Source organism: Nocardioides proteolyticus (genome assembly GCF_051280635.3).
In the GTDB taxonomy this organism is placed as follows: Bacteria; Actinomycetota; Actinomycetes; order Propionibacteriales; family Nocardioidaceae; genus Nocardioides.
This window is the reverse complement of sequence record NZ_JBNBPO030000034.1, coordinates 20,348-34,797: the sequence shown is the minus strand read 5'-3', so window position 1 is coordinate 34,797 and position 14,450 is coordinate 20,348. Positions and strand designations below refer to the sequence as shown.

General features: G+C 73.1%; 12 protein-coding genes and 2 rRNA genes. 6 read left to right on the top strand and 8 right to left on the bottom strand.

What is annotated here, in order from left to right; all coding sequences use genetic code 11:
• From ACPOLA_RS17300 to ACPOLA_RS17290, 3 genes are all read left to right on the top strand, one after another.
• Positions 1 to 227, top strand: a 23S ribosomal RNA gene (locus ACPOLA_RS17300); the annotation flags it as partial.
• Between the two features lie 132 nt (positions 228 to 359).
• A 5S ribosomal RNA gene (gene rrf / locus ACPOLA_RS17295) occupies positions 360 to 476 on the top strand.
• A 93-nt stretch (positions 477 to 569) separates the two neighbouring features.
• Positions 570 to 1,490 carry a tetratricopeptide repeat protein gene (locus ACPOLA_RS17290; protein ID WP_435771747.1) on the top strand — a complete coding sequence of 307 codons (921 nt, stop codon included), beginning with the start codon at positions 570 to 572 and terminating at the stop codon, positions 1,488 to 1,490.
• Positions 1,491 to 1,520: 30 nt separating this feature from the next.
• Here the strand turns inward: ACPOLA_RS17290 and ACPOLA_RS17285 are convergent, their stop codons facing one another.
• A complete protein-coding gene (locus ACPOLA_RS17285) occupies positions 1,521 to 2,207 on the bottom strand; it encodes a hypothetical protein (RefSeq protein ID WP_435771746.1) in 687 nt (228 codons plus the stop codon).
• 56 nt (positions 2,208 to 2,263) lie between these two features.
• On the opposite strand from ACPOLA_RS17285, the gene ACPOLA_RS17280 reads away from it, so the two are divergent.
• A complete protein-coding gene (locus ACPOLA_RS17280; protein WP_435771745.1) occupies positions 2,264 to 3,208 on the top strand; it encodes an alpha/beta fold hydrolase in 945 nt (314 codons plus the stop codon).
• A 233-nt stretch (positions 3,209 to 3,441) separates the two neighbouring features.
• Positions 3,442 to 3,939, top strand: coding sequence for a DUF3145 domain-containing protein (locus ACPOLA_RS17275; RefSeq protein WP_435771744.1), 498 nt, complete (start codon positions 3,442 to 3,444; stop codon positions 3,937 to 3,939).
• Between the two features lie 64 nt (positions 3,940 to 4,003).
• Here the strand turns inward: ACPOLA_RS17275 and ACPOLA_RS17270 are convergent, their stop codons facing one another.
• The 6 genes from ACPOLA_RS17270 to ACPOLA_RS17245 all read right to left on the bottom strand — a co-directional run bounded on the left by ACPOLA_RS17270 (position 4,004) and on the right by ACPOLA_RS17245 (position 10,511).
• Positions 4,004 to 5,446, bottom strand: a complete 1,443-nt coding sequence (locus ACPOLA_RS17270) for an acyl-CoA carboxylase subunit beta (RefSeq protein WP_435771743.1) — start codon at positions 5,444 to 5,446, stop codon at positions 4,004 to 4,006.
• Between the two features lie 4 nt (positions 5,447 to 5,450).
• A complete protein-coding gene (locus tag ACPOLA_RS17265) occupies positions 5,451 to 6,713 on the bottom strand; it encodes a beta-ketoacyl-[acyl-carrier-protein] synthase family protein (RefSeq protein ID WP_435771742.1) in 1,263 nt (420 codons plus the stop codon).
• A gap of 6 nt (positions 6,714 to 6,719) precedes the next feature.
• Positions 6,720 to 6,968 carry an acyl carrier protein gene (locus tag ACPOLA_RS17260; RefSeq protein ID WP_435771741.1) on the bottom strand — a complete coding sequence of 83 codons (249 nt, stop codon included), beginning with the start codon at positions 6,966 to 6,968 and terminating at the stop codon, positions 6,720 to 6,722.
• A gap of 43 nt (positions 6,969 to 7,011) precedes the next feature.
• A complete protein-coding gene (locus ACPOLA_RS17255) occupies positions 7,012 to 7,974 on the bottom strand; it encodes a beta-ketoacyl-ACP synthase III (RefSeq protein WP_435771748.1) in 963 nt (320 codons plus the stop codon).
• 65 nt (positions 7,975 to 8,039) lie between these two features.
• Complete coding sequence (locus ACPOLA_RS17250; protein ID WP_435771740.1) at positions 8,040 to 9,239, bottom strand: acyltransferase domain-containing protein; 1,200 nt, start codon at positions 9,237 to 9,239, stop codon at positions 8,040 to 8,042.
• 78 nt (positions 9,240 to 9,317) lie between these two features.
• Positions 9,318 to 10,511: a PucR family transcriptional regulator gene (locus ACPOLA_RS17245; protein WP_435771739.1), complete on the bottom strand. Its 1,194-nt coding sequence runs from the start codon at positions 10,509 to 10,511 to the stop codon at positions 9,318 to 9,320.
• A gap of 94 nt (positions 10,512 to 10,605) precedes the next feature.
• Between ACPOLA_RS17245 and ACPOLA_RS17240 the strand changes: the two genes are divergently transcribed.
• Complete coding sequence (locus ACPOLA_RS17240) at positions 10,606 to 11,631, top strand: alpha/beta fold hydrolase (protein WP_435771738.1); 1,026 nt, start codon at positions 10,606 to 10,608, stop codon at positions 11,629 to 11,631.
• Here the strand turns inward: ACPOLA_RS17240 and aceE are convergent.
• A complete protein-coding gene (gene aceE, locus ACPOLA_RS17235) occupies positions 11,571 to 14,381 on the bottom strand; it encodes a pyruvate dehydrogenase (acetyl-transferring), homodimeric type (protein ID WP_435771737.1) in 2,811 nt (936 codons plus the stop codon). The two genes, ACPOLA_RS17240 and aceE, sit on opposite strands and share 61 nt — an antisense overlap.
• Positions 14,382 to 14,450 lie beyond the last annotated feature (69 nt).

Sequence of the window (14,450 nt, the reverse complement as noted above, 5' to 3'; positions counted from 1 at the left end):
ATGGACGAACCTCTGGTGTGCCAGTTGTACCGCCAGGTGCAGGGCTGGTTGGCTACGTTCGGAAGTGATAACCGCTGAACGCATCTAAGCGGGAAGCACGTTTCAAGATGAGGTTTCCCACCCCCTTGTAGGGTTAAGGCCCCCAAAAGATGATTGGGTTGATAGGCTGGAGGTGTACAGCAGCAATGCCCAGCCGACCGGTACTAATAGGCCGAAGACTTGCCACAACAAACCCCCAACACAACCAACAAACCACGGGGCAACACAACCACCACACAACCAGCCACTGGTTGACGGTGAGCGCGTCCACACAATCCAACCCACACCCCACCACCCGGGGTGAGAGGGGTTCATAGAGTTACGGCGGCCATAGCGGCAGGGAAACACCCGGTCCCATCCCGAACCCGGAAGTTAAGCCAGCCAGCGCCGATGGTACTGCAACCGAGAGGCTGTGGGAGAGTAGGACGCCGCCGGACATACACCACGTAGAGGCCACCCCCGGGTGGCCTCTACGCTATTTACCCCACGAAAGCTCAACAGAGACTCGACGTCCAGGAGAGAGACGTTCCATGGCAGACCAGCGAGGTCGACGCGACCCGGCCCGGAAGTCCGGCGCGCCCGGCAAGGGCGGCGCTCCGCGCAGGGGCGACGCGTCCCGCGGGAGCGGCGCGAAGTCGGGCTCCGGCAGCGAGCGCAAGCCCTACGACCGGAAGCCGGGCGGGCGGGGCCGGCCCACCGACCGCAAGCCGGACGGCCGGCGAGCGGAGCGCGCACCGGCGGATCGGCGCGATCGCGCCGACCAGGCGACGTACGACGGCCCGCCGCTGCCCCCGCACATCACCGGCGCCGAGCTCAGTCCCTCCGTGCGCGCCCACCTCAAGGGCATGCCGGAGAAGCTGGCCGCCCGGATCGCCCGGCACCTGGCTGCGGCCGGCGAGCTCGTGGACGATGATCCGGAGACGGCCTACCAGCACGCCAAGGCGGCGCGTGCGCGGGCACCGCGGATCGCGGTCGTGCGCGAGGCGCTGGGCGAGGCGGCGTACGCCGCCGGCCACTTCGCCGAGGCGCTCTCGGAGCTGCGTGCTGCCAAGCGGATGAACGGCGCCACCGCCTACCTGCCGATCATGGCGGACTGCCACCGCGCCCTGGGCAACCCCACCCGGGCGCTCGAGCTGGCGAAGAGCCCTGCCGTGGCGCGGTTCGCGCCGGCGGCGAAGGCGGAGATGACGATCGTCGAGGCCGGGGCCCGCCGTGACCTCGGTCAGTTCGACGCGGCGCTCCGGACCCTCGAGGTCGCGCCGCTCAACAGCAAGAGCCGGGAGGCCTGGGTGGTGCGGCTGCGCTACGCCTACGCCGACACCCTCGAGGAGGCCGGCCGGCTCCAGGACGCGCTGACCTGGTTTCACAAGACCAACGCGATCGACGCCGAGGAGCTGACCGACGCCGCGGAGCGGGCGGAGTCGCTCGAGAAGCGCGTCGAGCGCGACTGAGGCGCTCGGGGCTCTCGGGGCTCTCGGGCCTCAGCCGTCGCCGCTGCGGCCGGCGATCGAGACGATCGCCTGGTGGTTGCCCGCCGGCTGGGTGCCCCACCGGATGTCCTCCCGGTAGGCGATCCGGATCCGCTCGACGATCGCGAGGACCGGCTCCTCCGCCTCCATCTTGAGCACGATCGAGTCCTGCGCGGTCAGTCGCTCACCCTCGGGGTTGACGAGGTCGGCGCAGAACTGCTCGGGGTCCGTGGTGACGCCCACGGTGCCGCGACGGCACAGGAGCGGAGTCACGGTGAGGTCGGCGTTGGCGGTGGTGCGGACCTGGACGCCGGAGATCCGCAGCGTGCGGTCGAAGCCGTCGGGCGCCGTGAACATCCCGATGTACACGGGCGTGCCGACGACCCCGCTGGCGTTCACGGTGCGGTCGCTGGTGGGGAGCGGCTCCGGGGTCGCGGCGTACCAGGAGAGCCACCCCAGCAGGAGCGCGGTCGCCGCCACGACGACCACGGTACGCCAGCCCCCGGAGCGGAACGACGGTCCCGGGACCCGCGGGGCGCGCAGGGCGCGGTCGCGGGACGCCCGGCGCCGGACGGCCCGTCCGCCGGCCCGTCCGCCGGCCCGTCCGCCGGTGGGGCGGCCGCGCGCCGACTTCATGGCCGTCGCCTTCCGGCGGCCCCGCGCCGGGACGCGACCGGACGCCGCCTGCCCCATGGTCATGGACGAACCTTAGGACAATGTCCCGGGTGGCCCGCGCACCTGTCACACTCCGGTGCATGAGGTTCCCGTCGGTTCGCATTCCCGACCGGCCCGAGCGGCCGACTCTCGAGGGCAGCGTCGCGGTGCGGGACGGACGCCGGCTCAGCTTCGCGGAGTACGGCGCACACCGCGGCCCGGCCATCGTCTGGATGCACGGCACGCCCGGCGCCCGCCGGCAGATCCCGGTGGACGCCCGCGCCTACGCGCAGGAGCACGGCGTCCGGCTGATCGGGATCGACCGTCCGGGCATCGGCTCGTCCACGCCGCACGTCTATCGCAGTCTTCTCGACTGGACCGACGACCTGGCCCTCCTGCTCGACGCCCTCGCGATCGACACGCTGCGGGTGATCGGGCTGTCGGGCGGGGGACCGTACGCGCTCGCCGCAGGCGCGGCGATGCCGGACCGCGTGCACGGCGTCGGGGTGCTCGGCGGCGTCGCGCCGACCCGCGGCGCGGACGCTGCCGCCGGCGGCGTCATCCAGCTGGCCGTGCACGCCGCCCCACTGTTGGCGGCCGGCCGGGTGCCGCTCGGGCTCGCGCTCACGACGGCGATCCGCGCCGTGCGCCCGCTGGGCGGGCCGGCGCTGGACCTCTACGCGGCGGTGCAGCCCGCCGGCGACAAGCGGATGCTCGCCCGTCCGGAGTTCCGGGCGATGTTCCTCGACGACCTCCTCAACGGCAGCCGCTTCCAGATCACCGCCCCCCTCGCCGACCTGCTGCTCTTCACCCAGGACTGGGGGTTCCGCCTGGAGGACGTGACGGTGCCGGTGCGCTGGTGGCACGGCGACGACGACCACATCGTGCCGTTGCGGCACGGCCGGCACTGCGTCGACCGACTCCCGGACGCCACCCTCACCACCATCGACGGCGAGAGCCACCTCGGCGGCCTGGGGATCGCGCAGAAGGTCCTCGACGAGCTGATGTCGCTCGGCCCGCGCCCGGTGCGGCGCGCCGCACCCTGAGCGCGCTCGGCCGGGGAGCCGGCGCCCGCCGGACACGCCGGACCGGCCGGCGCGAAACACTGGCCTGCCGGCGTCACATGCGCCACAATGGACTGCACAACAACACACGAGTCGCTCAGTGCGGTGTCACGCCCGCTCGATGCCGACCGATCGCTCCGAGGAGACCGCTGGGGAAGGCGTAGCTCACGCCGGAGGGTAGGAAGGCAACGAGGGAGTACGTGGTGACCGGAAGCATGAGCGCAACCAGGGGCGTCTTCTACGTCCACTCCGCGCCGTCCGCGCTGTGCCCGCACATCGAGTGGGCGGTGGGCGGCGTGCTCGGCGTCCCCGTGAACCCCCACTGGACGCCGCAGCCGGCCCAGTCCGGCAGCTACCGCTGCGAGTTCTCCTGGACCGGCAAGGTCGGGGCGTCGGCGGAGATCGCCTCCGCGCTCCGCGGCTGGAACCACCTGCGGTTCGAGATCACCGAGGAGCCGACGGCGGGCACCGAAGGCTCCCGCTACTCCTACACCCCCGACCTCGGCGTCTTCCACGCCGTGACCGGCATCCACGGCGACATCATGATCCCCGAGGACCGGCTCAAGGCCGCGGTCGTCCGGTCGGCCCTCGGCGAGACGACGCTGGAGAACGAGATCGACAAGCTCCTGGGCAAGCCCTGGGACGACGAGCTGGAGACCTTCCGGCACGCCGGCGACGGAGCACCGGTCCGCTGGCTCCACCAGGTGGTCTGACCGCCGCGCGCAGCAGGCGCCGACCCCCACGGGGCCGGCGCTGCGTGCAGCTGCGAGGAGTCCGCTAGAGCGGGATGTTGCCGTGCGCCCCGCGCCGGACGCCCTCGTCGCGCACCGCGCGGACCAGTGCCGCGGCCAGCGCGGTGCGGGTCTCGGCGGGCTCGACGATCTGGTCGACGACGCCCAGCTCGACCGCGCGGTCGACGCCGCCCGCGATCCGCTCGTGCTCCGCGGCGAGCTCGGCCTCGACCTGGTCCCGGACCTCGGGGGCCACCTCGGCGAGCCGGCGGCGGTGCAGGATCCGGACGGCGGCGAGGGGCCCCATCACGGCGATCTCCGCCCCGGGCCAGGCGAAGACGCGGGTCGCGCCCAGCGAGCGCGAGTTCATCGCGATGTAGGCGCCGCCATAGGCCTTGCGGGTGACCAGCGTGACGCGCGGCACCGAGCACTCGGCGAACGCGTGCAGCAGCTTCGCCCCGCGTCGTACGACGCCGTCCCACTCCTGGCCGACCCCGGGCAGGTAGCCGGGCACGTCCACGACGACCAGCAGCGGGATCCCGAAGGCGTCGCACATCCGCACGAACCGCGCCGCCTTCTCCGCCGACGGCGAGTCCAGGCAGCCGCCCAGCCGCAGCGGGTTGTTGGCGACCAGGCCGACCGTCCGGCCGCCCAGCCGGCCGAGAGCGGTGACGATGTTGGGCGCCCAGCCGGCGTGGAGCTCCAGCGTGGTGCCGGGGTCGAGGATGCCGTCGATGAGCGGCCGCACGTCGTAGGCCCGCTTGCGGGAGTCGGGGAGGATCGCCTCGAGGTCCTGGTCGGCGACCCGGCCGGCGTCGAGGCTGCCCTGGGCGCCCAGGAGCGCCGAGACCGACCGCGCCTTGGCGAGCGCCTCGTCCTCGCCGGTCGTGACCACGTGGACGACGCCGGAGCGGCGGCCGTGGGGCTCGGGACCGCCGAGCCGGAGCATGTCGACGGCCTCGCCGGTCACCGAGCGGACCACCTCCGGTCCGGTCACGAATATCCGGCCCTCGGGGCCGAGGATCACCACGTCGGTCAGCGCCGGCCCGTAGGCGGCGCCGCCGGCGGCCGGCCCCAGCACGACCGAGATCTGCGGGATCACGCCGGAGGCGCGGGTCATCACCTCGAAGATCCGGCCCACGGCGTGCAGCGACGCCACGCCCTCGGCGAGCCGGGCGCCGCCGGAGTGCCACAGGCCGATGATCGGGACCCGGTCGGTCAGCGCACGGTGGTAGGCGTCGACGACGACCGCGCAGCCGTCGCTGCCCATGGCGCCACCCATCACGGTGGCGTCGGAGCAGAAAGCGACCACGCGGGCGCCGTCGACCGTGCCGGTCGCCGCGACCATGCCGCAGTCGGGGCCGCCGGAGGGGAGGAGTTCCAGCGACCCCGCGTCGAGGAGCGCACCGAGCCGGGAGAGTGGGTGGCGCGGGTCGTCCTCACGTGCGGCGGGTCGAGCGACCCTCGGAGCGGTGGTGGTTGCTGTCATGGGGTCAGCCCACCGATCCGAAGAGGACGGCGACGTTGGCGCCGCCGAAGCCGAAGGAGTTGTTGAGCGCCGCGACGTCGCCGAGCGGCAGGTCGCGCGGCTTGGTGGCGACGTCCAGGTGGACCTCGGGGTCCTGGTCGTCGAGGTTGATGGTCGGCGGTGACACCCGGTGGTGGACGGCCAGCACGGTCGCCACGCCCTCCAGTGCGCCGGCGCCACCCAGCAGGTGTCCGGTCATGGACTTGGTGCTGGTCACCACCACCTCGGCTGCGTGCGCGCCGAGCGTGGCGTGGAGCATCAGCGACTCGGCGACGTCGCCCTGGGGCGTGGACGTCGCGTGCGCGTTGAGGTGGGCGACGTCGGTGGGCGCGACGTCGGCGTCCTCGAGCGCCCGCCGGATGGCCCGGGCGCCGCCGCGACCGGCGGGGTCGGGCTGGGCGATGTCGTGGGCGTCGGCTGTGATGCCGGCGCCCAGCACCTCGGCGTAGATCCGGGCGCCTCGCGCCCGGGCGTGCTCGAGCGACTCCAGGACCAGAGCTCCGGCGCCCTCGCCGAGGACGAAGCCGTCCCGTCCGGTGTCGAAGGGCCGGGAGACCGCGGTCGGGTCGCCGGTGTTCTTCGACAGCGCCATCATGTTGGCGAACGCCGCGATCGGGAGCGGGTGGATCGCGGCCTCGGTGCCGCCGGCGACGGCCACGTCGACGCGACCGAGCCGGATCTGGTCGGCGGCCAGGGAGATCGCCTCGTTGCCGGAGGCGCACGCGGAGACCGGGGTGTTGACCGGGCCGCGCGCACCGAGCTTGAGGCTGATCGTGGCTGCCGGAGCATTGGCCATCAGCATCGGCACCGCGATGGGCGAGACCCGGCGAACTCCCTTGTCCCGCAGCGCGTCGTGATTGGCGAGCAGCGTGTGCACGCCGCCGATGCCCGACGCGAAGGCGACACCCAGGCGATCGCCGTCCAGGTCGCCCGCCTCCTGCGCCGGGGCCAGGCCGGCGTCGGCCCAGGCCTCGAGCGCCGCGACGAGCGCGAGCTGCGACGACCGGTCCAGACGCCGGGCGACCACCCGGTCGAGGACCTCCGCCGGGTCGACGGCGGCGGGTGCCCCGATCGTCACGGGCAGGTCGTCGGCCCAGTCGCCCAGGCGTCGTACGCCCGACCGGCCGGCGAGCAGGCCCTCCCACGTGCTGGCGACGTCACCACCGAGCGGGCTGGTGGTGCCCAGCCCGGTGACGACGACGCGGGTGCGCGACTTGGCGGCGGTCACGTCGGATCAGGCCGCCGCGCGGTTGCGCTCGATGTAGGAGACGGCGTCACCGACGGTCTTGAGGTTCTTGACCTCGTCGTCGGGGATGGTGACGCCGAACTTCTCCTCGGCCTCGACCACGACCTCGACCATCGACAGCGAGTCGACGTCGAGGTCGTCGCTGAACGACTTGTCCAGCTGGACGCTGTCGGCGGGGATGCCCGCGACCTCGTTGACGATGTCGGCGAGGGTGCTGCGGATCTCTTCGGTGCTCATCTTCTCTCCATCATTGGTGGTGGTGGGCCGAGCCGGGGACGGCTCAGGGGACGGTGACGACCTGCGCGGCGTACGCCAGGCCTGCTCCGAACGCGACCAGGAGGGCGAGGTCGCCGGAGCGGGCCTCGCCGTCGTCGATCATCCGCCGGAGCGCCAGCGGCACCGAGGCCGCCGAGGTGTTGCCCGCGTCGACGACGTCGCGGGCGATGCGGACCGACGCCGGCAGCCGCATCGCGCGGGCCATGGCGTCGGTGATCCGGTTGTTCGCCTGGTGGGGCACGAAGCAGTCGATCTGCTCGGCGGTCACGCCGGCACGGTCCAGCGCCTGCTGCGCCACCTTCGCCATGGCGTACGACGCCCACCGGAACACCGCGTTGCCCTCCATCGTGAGCGCGGGCCAGGCGGCCGCGGCGCCGGCGGCGAACACGTCGCGCCAGTCCTCACGCTGCCGGATCAGGTCCTGCTGCTCCCCGTCCGAACCCCACACGACGGGTCCGATGCCCGGCTCCTCGGACGGGCCGACCACGGCAGCGCCTGCGCCGTCGGCGAAGATGAACGCGGTTCCCCGGTCGTGGGGGTCGGTGATGTCGGAGAGCCGCTCGACGCCGATCACCAGGACGTAGCGCGCGCTGCCGCCGCGGACGAGGTCGTTGGCGAGGGCGACGCCGTGGCAGAAGCCTGCGCACGCCGCGGAGATGTCGAACGCGGCGGCCTGGTCGGTGCCGAGCTCGTGGGCGACGGCGGTCGCCGCGGCCGGTGTCTGGAGCAGGTGGCTGACCGTCGCCACGATCACGCACTCGACCTGGCGGGCGTCGACGCCGGCGTCGGCGAGCGCCGCGCGCGCCGCGGCGACCGACATGGACACGATGGTCTCGCCGTCGCCGGCCCAGCGCCGGGTGCGGATGCCCGACCGCTGCTGGATCCACTCGTCGCTGGAGTCGATGGCGTCGACGATCTCGGCGTTGGGCACGACCCGCTCCGGGCGGTAGGCGCCGATGCCGAGCATCGCCGCGTGGGCAGCGCCGGACTCGACGCGGAGGGCGGGCGTCGGGCGGGCGCTCGTGGTCGCGCTCAAGCGGGCACAGCCTCGGGGTGCAGCCGCAGCAGGGGCTGGCCGGGGGCGACCGGGTCGCCGTCCTCGACGAGCCACTCGACGACCTGACCACCGTGCGTGGCGGTGACGGTGATCCGGTCGCGGAGGCTCGCCACGTCGCCGATGGCGACCCCGGGGGAGAGGCGGTCGACCTCGACGGCGTCCTCGGCGACGTGGAAGACGCCCTTGGCGGGGGAGACCACCATCCGCCAGGTCGGGGTGGTGTCGATGGGGGAGACCTCGCCGTGTCGCTCGACGAAGGCGCGGGCGTCGTCGAGCTGGTCGGGGCTGGTGAGGGCGAACGTCTCGACCGTCAGGCCGCGGTCGCGGAAGAACCGCTTGGCGATGCCGGTCAGGGTGCCGGCCGGCGGCATCTCGAGGAAGCCGGTGACGCCCAGGTCGGCCATGGTGTCCAGACAGAGGTCCCAGCGGACCGGGCGGGCGATCTGCCCGACGATCCGGCCGAGGACCTCCCGGCCGTCGTGCACGACGTTGCCGTCGGTGTTGGAGACGAACCGGGTGCGCGGGTCGTGGACCGACACCGACCGCGCCAGCGCGGCGACGTGGTCCACGGCGGGCGCCATGTGCGGGGAGTGGAAGGCCCCGGCGACCGACAGCGGGCGCAGCTTCGCCCTCGCCGGCGGGTCGGCCGCCAGGTCGGCGAGCTGCTCGAGCGTGCCGGCCGCGACGATCTGCCCGGGTCCGTTGTCGTTGGCGGCGGTGAGGCCGCGCTGCGTGAGCACGGCCAGCACCTCCTCCCGGTCGCCGCCCAGCACCGCCGTCATACCGGTCGGTGTGGCAGCGGCCGCCTGAGCCATCGCGCGCCCCCGTTCGCGCACGAGGACCATGGCCTGCTCCGCGGTGATCACCCGGGCACCGGCCGCGGCCGTGATCTCACCGACACTGTGCCCGGTCACCGCGCCGAGCCGGGCGAACGCGTCGGCGGGGTGCGGGAACAGCTCGAGCGCCGCCACCAGCCCGGCTGCCACCAGCAGCGGCTGAGCGACGCTGGTGTCGCGGATGGTCTCCTCGTCGGCGTCCGTGCCGTAGTGCGCGAGGTCCAGCCCCGCGACGGCCGACAGCCACTCCGTGCGGGCGGCGAACGTCGGGTCGTCCAGCCAGGGCGAGAGGAAGCCGGGGGTCTGCGCCCCCTGTCCGGGAGCCACGATCACGAGCACGGCTTCAGCCTGCCCGTGCCGGACCCGCTGCCGCGCGTCCGCCGCCCACGAATCTCGGGATCCCGCTTTGTGGGAGTCCTACAACCGCGGCGGGTCCGCCTGCCGACCGAGGACGAGAGCCAGCTGGAGCACCAGCGCGTCGCGCGGGACCGACGGCGTCAGTCCGGTGACGTCACCGATCTGCCCGAGCCGGTAGCGAACGGTGTTGGCGTGCACGAAGAGCGCGCGGGCCGTGGCCTCGATCGCCGCACCGTTAGCGAAGTAGGCCGCGAGCGTCTCGACCAGCTCACCGCGCGACGCGGCGAGCGGGCGGTAGACCTGGTCGACCGCCTCGGCGCGGGCGGTCTCGTCGCCGGCCAGGATCCGCTCGGGCAGCAGGTCGTGGGCGCACACCGGCCGGGGAGCCTCCGGCCACCCGGCGGCCGCGCGGAGCGCCCCCAGCGCCACCCGGGCCGAGACGTGGGCGGAGGACAGGTCGCCCGCCACCGGACCCACGACCACGGGGCCCTCGCCGAAGAGGGGCGCGACAGCCGCGGCGTCCTTGTCCGGAGCGCCCACCCCGCCCAGGATCACGACCAGGAGGTGGCCCTGGACCGCACACAGGGCGTCCAGGCCCAGCTCGTGGGCCGCGCGCCGGACGGCGTCGAAGGCGCCCGTGGCCGCACCGGAGACCTCGGCCGGAGCGGAGCCCACCACCACCGCCACCTCGCCGCGGGCCGCCCATCCGACGGCGCTGGCCCGGGAGAGCACCGACTCGTCGGTCTCGGCGCGGAGCACGGCGTCGACGACGAGGGCCTCGAGGCGGGCGTCCCACCGGCCGCGGACCTCGGCGGCCCGCGCGTAGACCTCCGCGGTCGCGAACGCGACCTCACGGCCGTAGCGGAGGACGGCCGCATGCACGTCGGCCGCCACCTCCGCCTCGAGCAGCCGGTCGATGTTGTGCTCCACCTCGTCGATGGTGAGCTTGATGAGGTCGACGGTCTGGCGCAGGTCGATCACCCCGGTCAGCGCCCGCGGCGCCGCACCGAAGACCGAGACGACCAGCTCCTCGTCCCGGGGCTCGGTGCCGCCGCCCTCGGCGAACCAGTCGACGAAGGCCTGCACACCGGCCTGGACGATCATCCCGACCCACGAGCGGTCCTCGGCACTCAGCCGCCGGAACCACGGGCGGTCCGCCTCGATCCGGCCGATCGCGGCCGTGCTGAGGGAGCCCGTCGCCGCACGAAGCTGCCGGGTCGCCCGGGCACGCGCGGCGGGATCGGTCGGTGCCATGCGCCCAGCGTAGGGCCGCGCGACCGGGACCTCGCGCGTTGCCGTGTCAACCATCGTGGTTGAATCGTCGGCCACCCCCATGGGAGGAGACGGCATGGCCGACCAGCCCGCCCACCCGGTGCAGTTCGCCACCGTGCACGGCAAGCGACGCGCGTTCGTCAAGAGGGGCGAGGGCCCCGCGCTGCTCCTGCTGCACGGGCTCGCCTGCGACCACACCACGTGGGAGCCGGTGATCGACCTGCTGGCCGAGCGCTACACGGTGATCGCGCCCGACCTCCTCGGTCACGGCCTCTCCGACAAGCCGCGGGCCGACTACACGCTCGGCGGCTACGCCAACGGCATGCGCGACCTGCTGACGGTGCTCGGGATCGACAAGGTGACGGTCGTGGGACACAGCTTCGGTGGCGGCATCGCGATGCAGTTCGCCTACCAGTTCCCCGAGCGGACGCAGCGGCTGATGCTGGTGGCCACCGGAGGCCTCGGGCCCGAGGTGACGCCGTTCATCAAGCTGATCCAGGCACCCGGCTGGGGGAGCGTGATGGAGCTGCTCACCCTCCCCGGCGTCCGGCACGCCGAGGAGGCCGCGCTCCGCGCCCTGGCGTCGTACGGCGGCGGGCCGCTGCGCAAGTACACCCGCGACCTCGACGAGGTCGCCTGCATCCTGGAGTCCTGGAAGGACCGCCGCACCCGGTTCGCGATCCGGCACCTCGTGCGCGCCGTGATCGACTGGCGCGGGCAGATCGTGACCATGTCCGACCGCGCCTACCTCAGCGAGGCGATGCCGATGGCCGTGCTCTGGGGGCGTGACGACCAGGTGATCGCCGTGCACCACGCGAGCAACGCCGCGGCCCTCGCCCCGGACATCCGGGTGGAGGTGATCGACGACGCCGGCCACTTCCCCCACAAGGACCATCCCGAGCGGTTCGTGGAGATCCTCGACGAGTTCGTCACCACGACGAAGCCGGCGACCTACAACCGGGCGCGGTTCCGCCGGATGCTCACGGCCGGCGCGGCCGGGCCCGCGAAGGCGCGCACCGAGCGGGCCGGCCGTGAGCGGGCTCAGGCGTCGCCGCCCTCCTGCTTGACCCCGGCGACGGCCGTGGGGTCGTCGATCCGGTAGCGGTCCGCCGCCTCCTTCACCCGGCCCGGGTCGATCTCGCCGGCGTCGGCCAGCGCCTGGAGCGCCTGGACCACGACGCTCTCGGCGTCGACGTGGAAGTAGCGCCGGGCCGCCGGCCGGGTGTCGGCGAAGCCGAAGCCGTCGGTGCCGAGCACGCGGTAGTCGCCGGGCACCCAGCGGGCGATCTGCAGCGGCACCGCCGCCATGAAGTCGGACACGGCCACCACCGGGCCGGGCGCGTCGCCGAGCGCCTCGGTGACGTACGGCGTGCGGTGCGCCTCGCCCGGGTGCAGCAGGTTCCACTCCTCGACCGCGACGGCGTCGCGGGCGAGCTCGTTCCACGACGTCACCGACCAGGTGTCCGCGCGGACGCCCCAGTCCTCGGCGAGCAGCCGCTGCGCCTCCAGGACCCACGGGAAGCCGACGCCGGAGGCGAGAAGCTGCACCCGCGGTCCGTCGCCGTCGGCCTGTGAGTAGCGGTAGAGGCCCTTGAGCAGGGCGCTCACGTCGAGGTCCTCGGGCTCGGCCGGCTGGTCGACCGGCTCGTTGTAGACGGTGAGGTAGAAGATGACGTCCTCGCCGCGCGGGTGGTCGTCGGTGGCGCCGTACATCCGCTCCAGGCCGGCGCGCATGACGTGGCCGACCTCGTAGGCGAACGCCGGGTCGTAGTGCACGACCGCGGGGTTGGTCGCCGCCAGCAGGGGGGAGTGGCCGTCGGCGTGCTGCAGCCCCTCACCGGTGAGGGTGGTGCGACCGGCGGTGGCCCCGATGAGGAACCCGCGCGCCAGCTGGTCGGCCATCGCCCAGATCGAGTCGCCGGTGCGCTGGAAGCCGAACATCGAGTAGAAGATGTAGAACGGGATCATCGGCTCGCCGTGCGTCGCGTACGACGACCCGGCCGCGATCGCCGAGCCGACGGCACCGGCCTCGGAGATACCCTCGTGCAGCATCTGGCCCTGCGCGGACTCCTTGTAGGAGAGCAGCAGCTTGCGGTCGACGGACTCGTACTTCTGCCCGGCCGGGTTGTAGACCTTCGCCGTCGGGAACATCGCGTCCATGCCGAAGGTGCGGTACTCGTCGGGCGCGATCGGCACCAGGCGCGCGCCGATGCCCGGGTCCTTCATCCAGTCCTTGAGCAGCCGGACGGTCGCCATCGTGGTGGCGACCTTGTTGTTGCCGGCGCCCTTCTTCAGCTCGGCGTAGACCGAGTCGCCGGGGAGCTCCAGCATCCGGGAGCGGTCCACCCGCTTCGGCAGCGAGCCGCCGAGCTGCTTGCGCCGCTCGAGCATGTACTGGATCTCGGGCGCGTCCTTGCCGGGGTGGAAGAACGGCGCCGCACCGGTCTCCTCCCACGCGAGGTCGATGTCCCGGTCGCTGATCGGGAGGTAGAGCCGGTCGCGGAAGCGCCGGAGGTCGTCCTTGGTCAGCTTCTTCATCTGGTGGGTGGCGTTGCGACCCTCCAGCGCGTCGATCGTCCAGCCCTTGATCGTCTTCGCGAGGATGACCGTCGGCTGGCCCGCGTGCTTGGTGGCCGCGTCGAACGCGGCGTACACCTTGCGGTAGTCGTGGCCACCGCGCGGCAGCTTGCGGATCTGGTCGTCGCTCATGTGCTCGACCATCGCCCGCAGCCGCGGGTCGGCACCGAAGAAGTTGTCGCGGATGTAGCCGCCCGACTCCACGGAGTAGGTCTGGAACGCCCCGTCGGGAGTGGTGTTCATCCGGTTGACCAGCACGCCGTCGACGTCGCGGGCCAGCAGCGGGTCCCACTCGCGACCCCAGACCACCTTGATCACGTTCCAGCCCGCGCCGCGGAAGTTGGCCTCGAGCTCCTGGATGATCTTGCCGTTGCCGGTCACCGGGCCGTCGAGCTGCTGCAGGTTGCAGTTGACCACCCAGACGAGGTTGTCGAGCTCCTCGCGGGCGGCGACCCGGATGGCGCCGAGCGACTCCGGCTCGGCCATCTCGCCGTCGCCCATGAACGCCCAGACGCGCTGCTGGCCGGTGTCCTTGATGCCGCGGTTCTCCAGGTAGCGGTTGAACCGCGCCTGGTAGATCGAGTGGATGGCGGTCAGGCCCATCGACACGGTCGGGAACTCCCAGAAGTCCGGCATCAGCCGCGGGTGGGGGTACGACGAGAGGCCGGCCCCGGCGCCGTGCTGCACCTCCTGACGGAACCGGTAGAGCTGCTGCTCGTCGAGCCGGCCCTCGAGGAAGGCGCGGGCGTAGATGCCGGGCGAGGCGTGGCCCTGGAAGAAGATCTGGTCGCCGCCGCCAGGGTGGTCCTTGCCGCGGAAGAAGTGGTTGAAGCCGACCTCGTAGAGGGAAGCGGACGACTGGTAGGTCGCGATGTGGCCACCGACCTCCAGGCCCTTGCGGTTGGCGCTGGAGACCATCACCGCGGCGTTCCACCGGATGAACGCCCGGATCCGGCGCTCGGCCTCCTCGTCGCCGGGGAACCACGGCTCGCGCTCGGGCGGGATGGTGTTGATGTAGTCGGTGCTGCGCAGCGCGGGCACGCCGACCGCCGCCTCGCGGGCGCGCTCGAGGAGCCGCAGCATGACGTAGCGGGCCCGGTCGCGCCCGCGCTCGTCGAGCAGCGCGTCGAAGGAGTCGATCCAGTCCTGGGTCTCGTCGGGGTCGATGTCCGGGAGCTGGGTCGGCAGCCCCTCGTGGATCACCGATGGGACGGATGCTTCACGGCCGGCCGGGGTGGCGCCGGCGCCGGTGGCGTCGGGGGTGTCAGCGGTCACTCGCCCATCGTTGCACCGAACGGAAGAGGGGAAAATCTACCCAGCAGTAGCGTTCTCCGCCGCGGTCTG

Coding starts and splice junctions, on each gene's coding strand:
- ACPOLA_RS17290 (WP_435771747.1), top strand. CDS start 570: ATGGCAGACCAGCGAGGTCGACGCGACCCGGCCCGGAAGTCCGGCGCG.
- ACPOLA_RS17285 (WP_435771746.1), bottom strand. CDS start 2,207: ATGACCATGGGGCAGGCGGCGTCCGGTCGCGTCCCGGCGCGGGGCCGC.
- ACPOLA_RS17280 (WP_435771745.1), top strand. CDS start 2,264: ATGAGGTTCCCGTCGGTTCGCATTCCCGACCGGCCCGAGCGGCCGACT.
- ACPOLA_RS17275 (WP_435771744.1), top strand. CDS start 3,442: ATGAGCGCAACCAGGGGCGTCTTCTACGTCCACTCCGCGCCGTCCGCG.
- ACPOLA_RS17270 (WP_435771743.1), bottom strand. CDS start 5,446: ATGACAGCAACCACCACCGCTCCGAGGGTCGCTCGACCCGCCGCACGT.
- ACPOLA_RS17260 (WP_435771741.1), bottom strand. CDS start 6,968: ATGAGCACCGAAGAGATCCGCAGCACCCTCGCCGACATCGTCAACGAG.
- ACPOLA_RS17255 (WP_435771748.1), bottom strand. CDS start 7,974: ATGCTCGGCATCGGCGCCTACCGCCCGGAGCGGGTCGTGCCCAACGCC.
- ACPOLA_RS17245 (WP_435771739.1), bottom strand. CDS start 10,511: ATGGCACCGACCGATCCCGCCGCGCGTGCCCGGGCGACCCGGCAGCTT.
- ACPOLA_RS17240 (WP_435771738.1), top strand. CDS start 10,606: ATGGCCGACCAGCCCGCCCACCCGGTGCAGTTCGCCACCGTGCACGGC.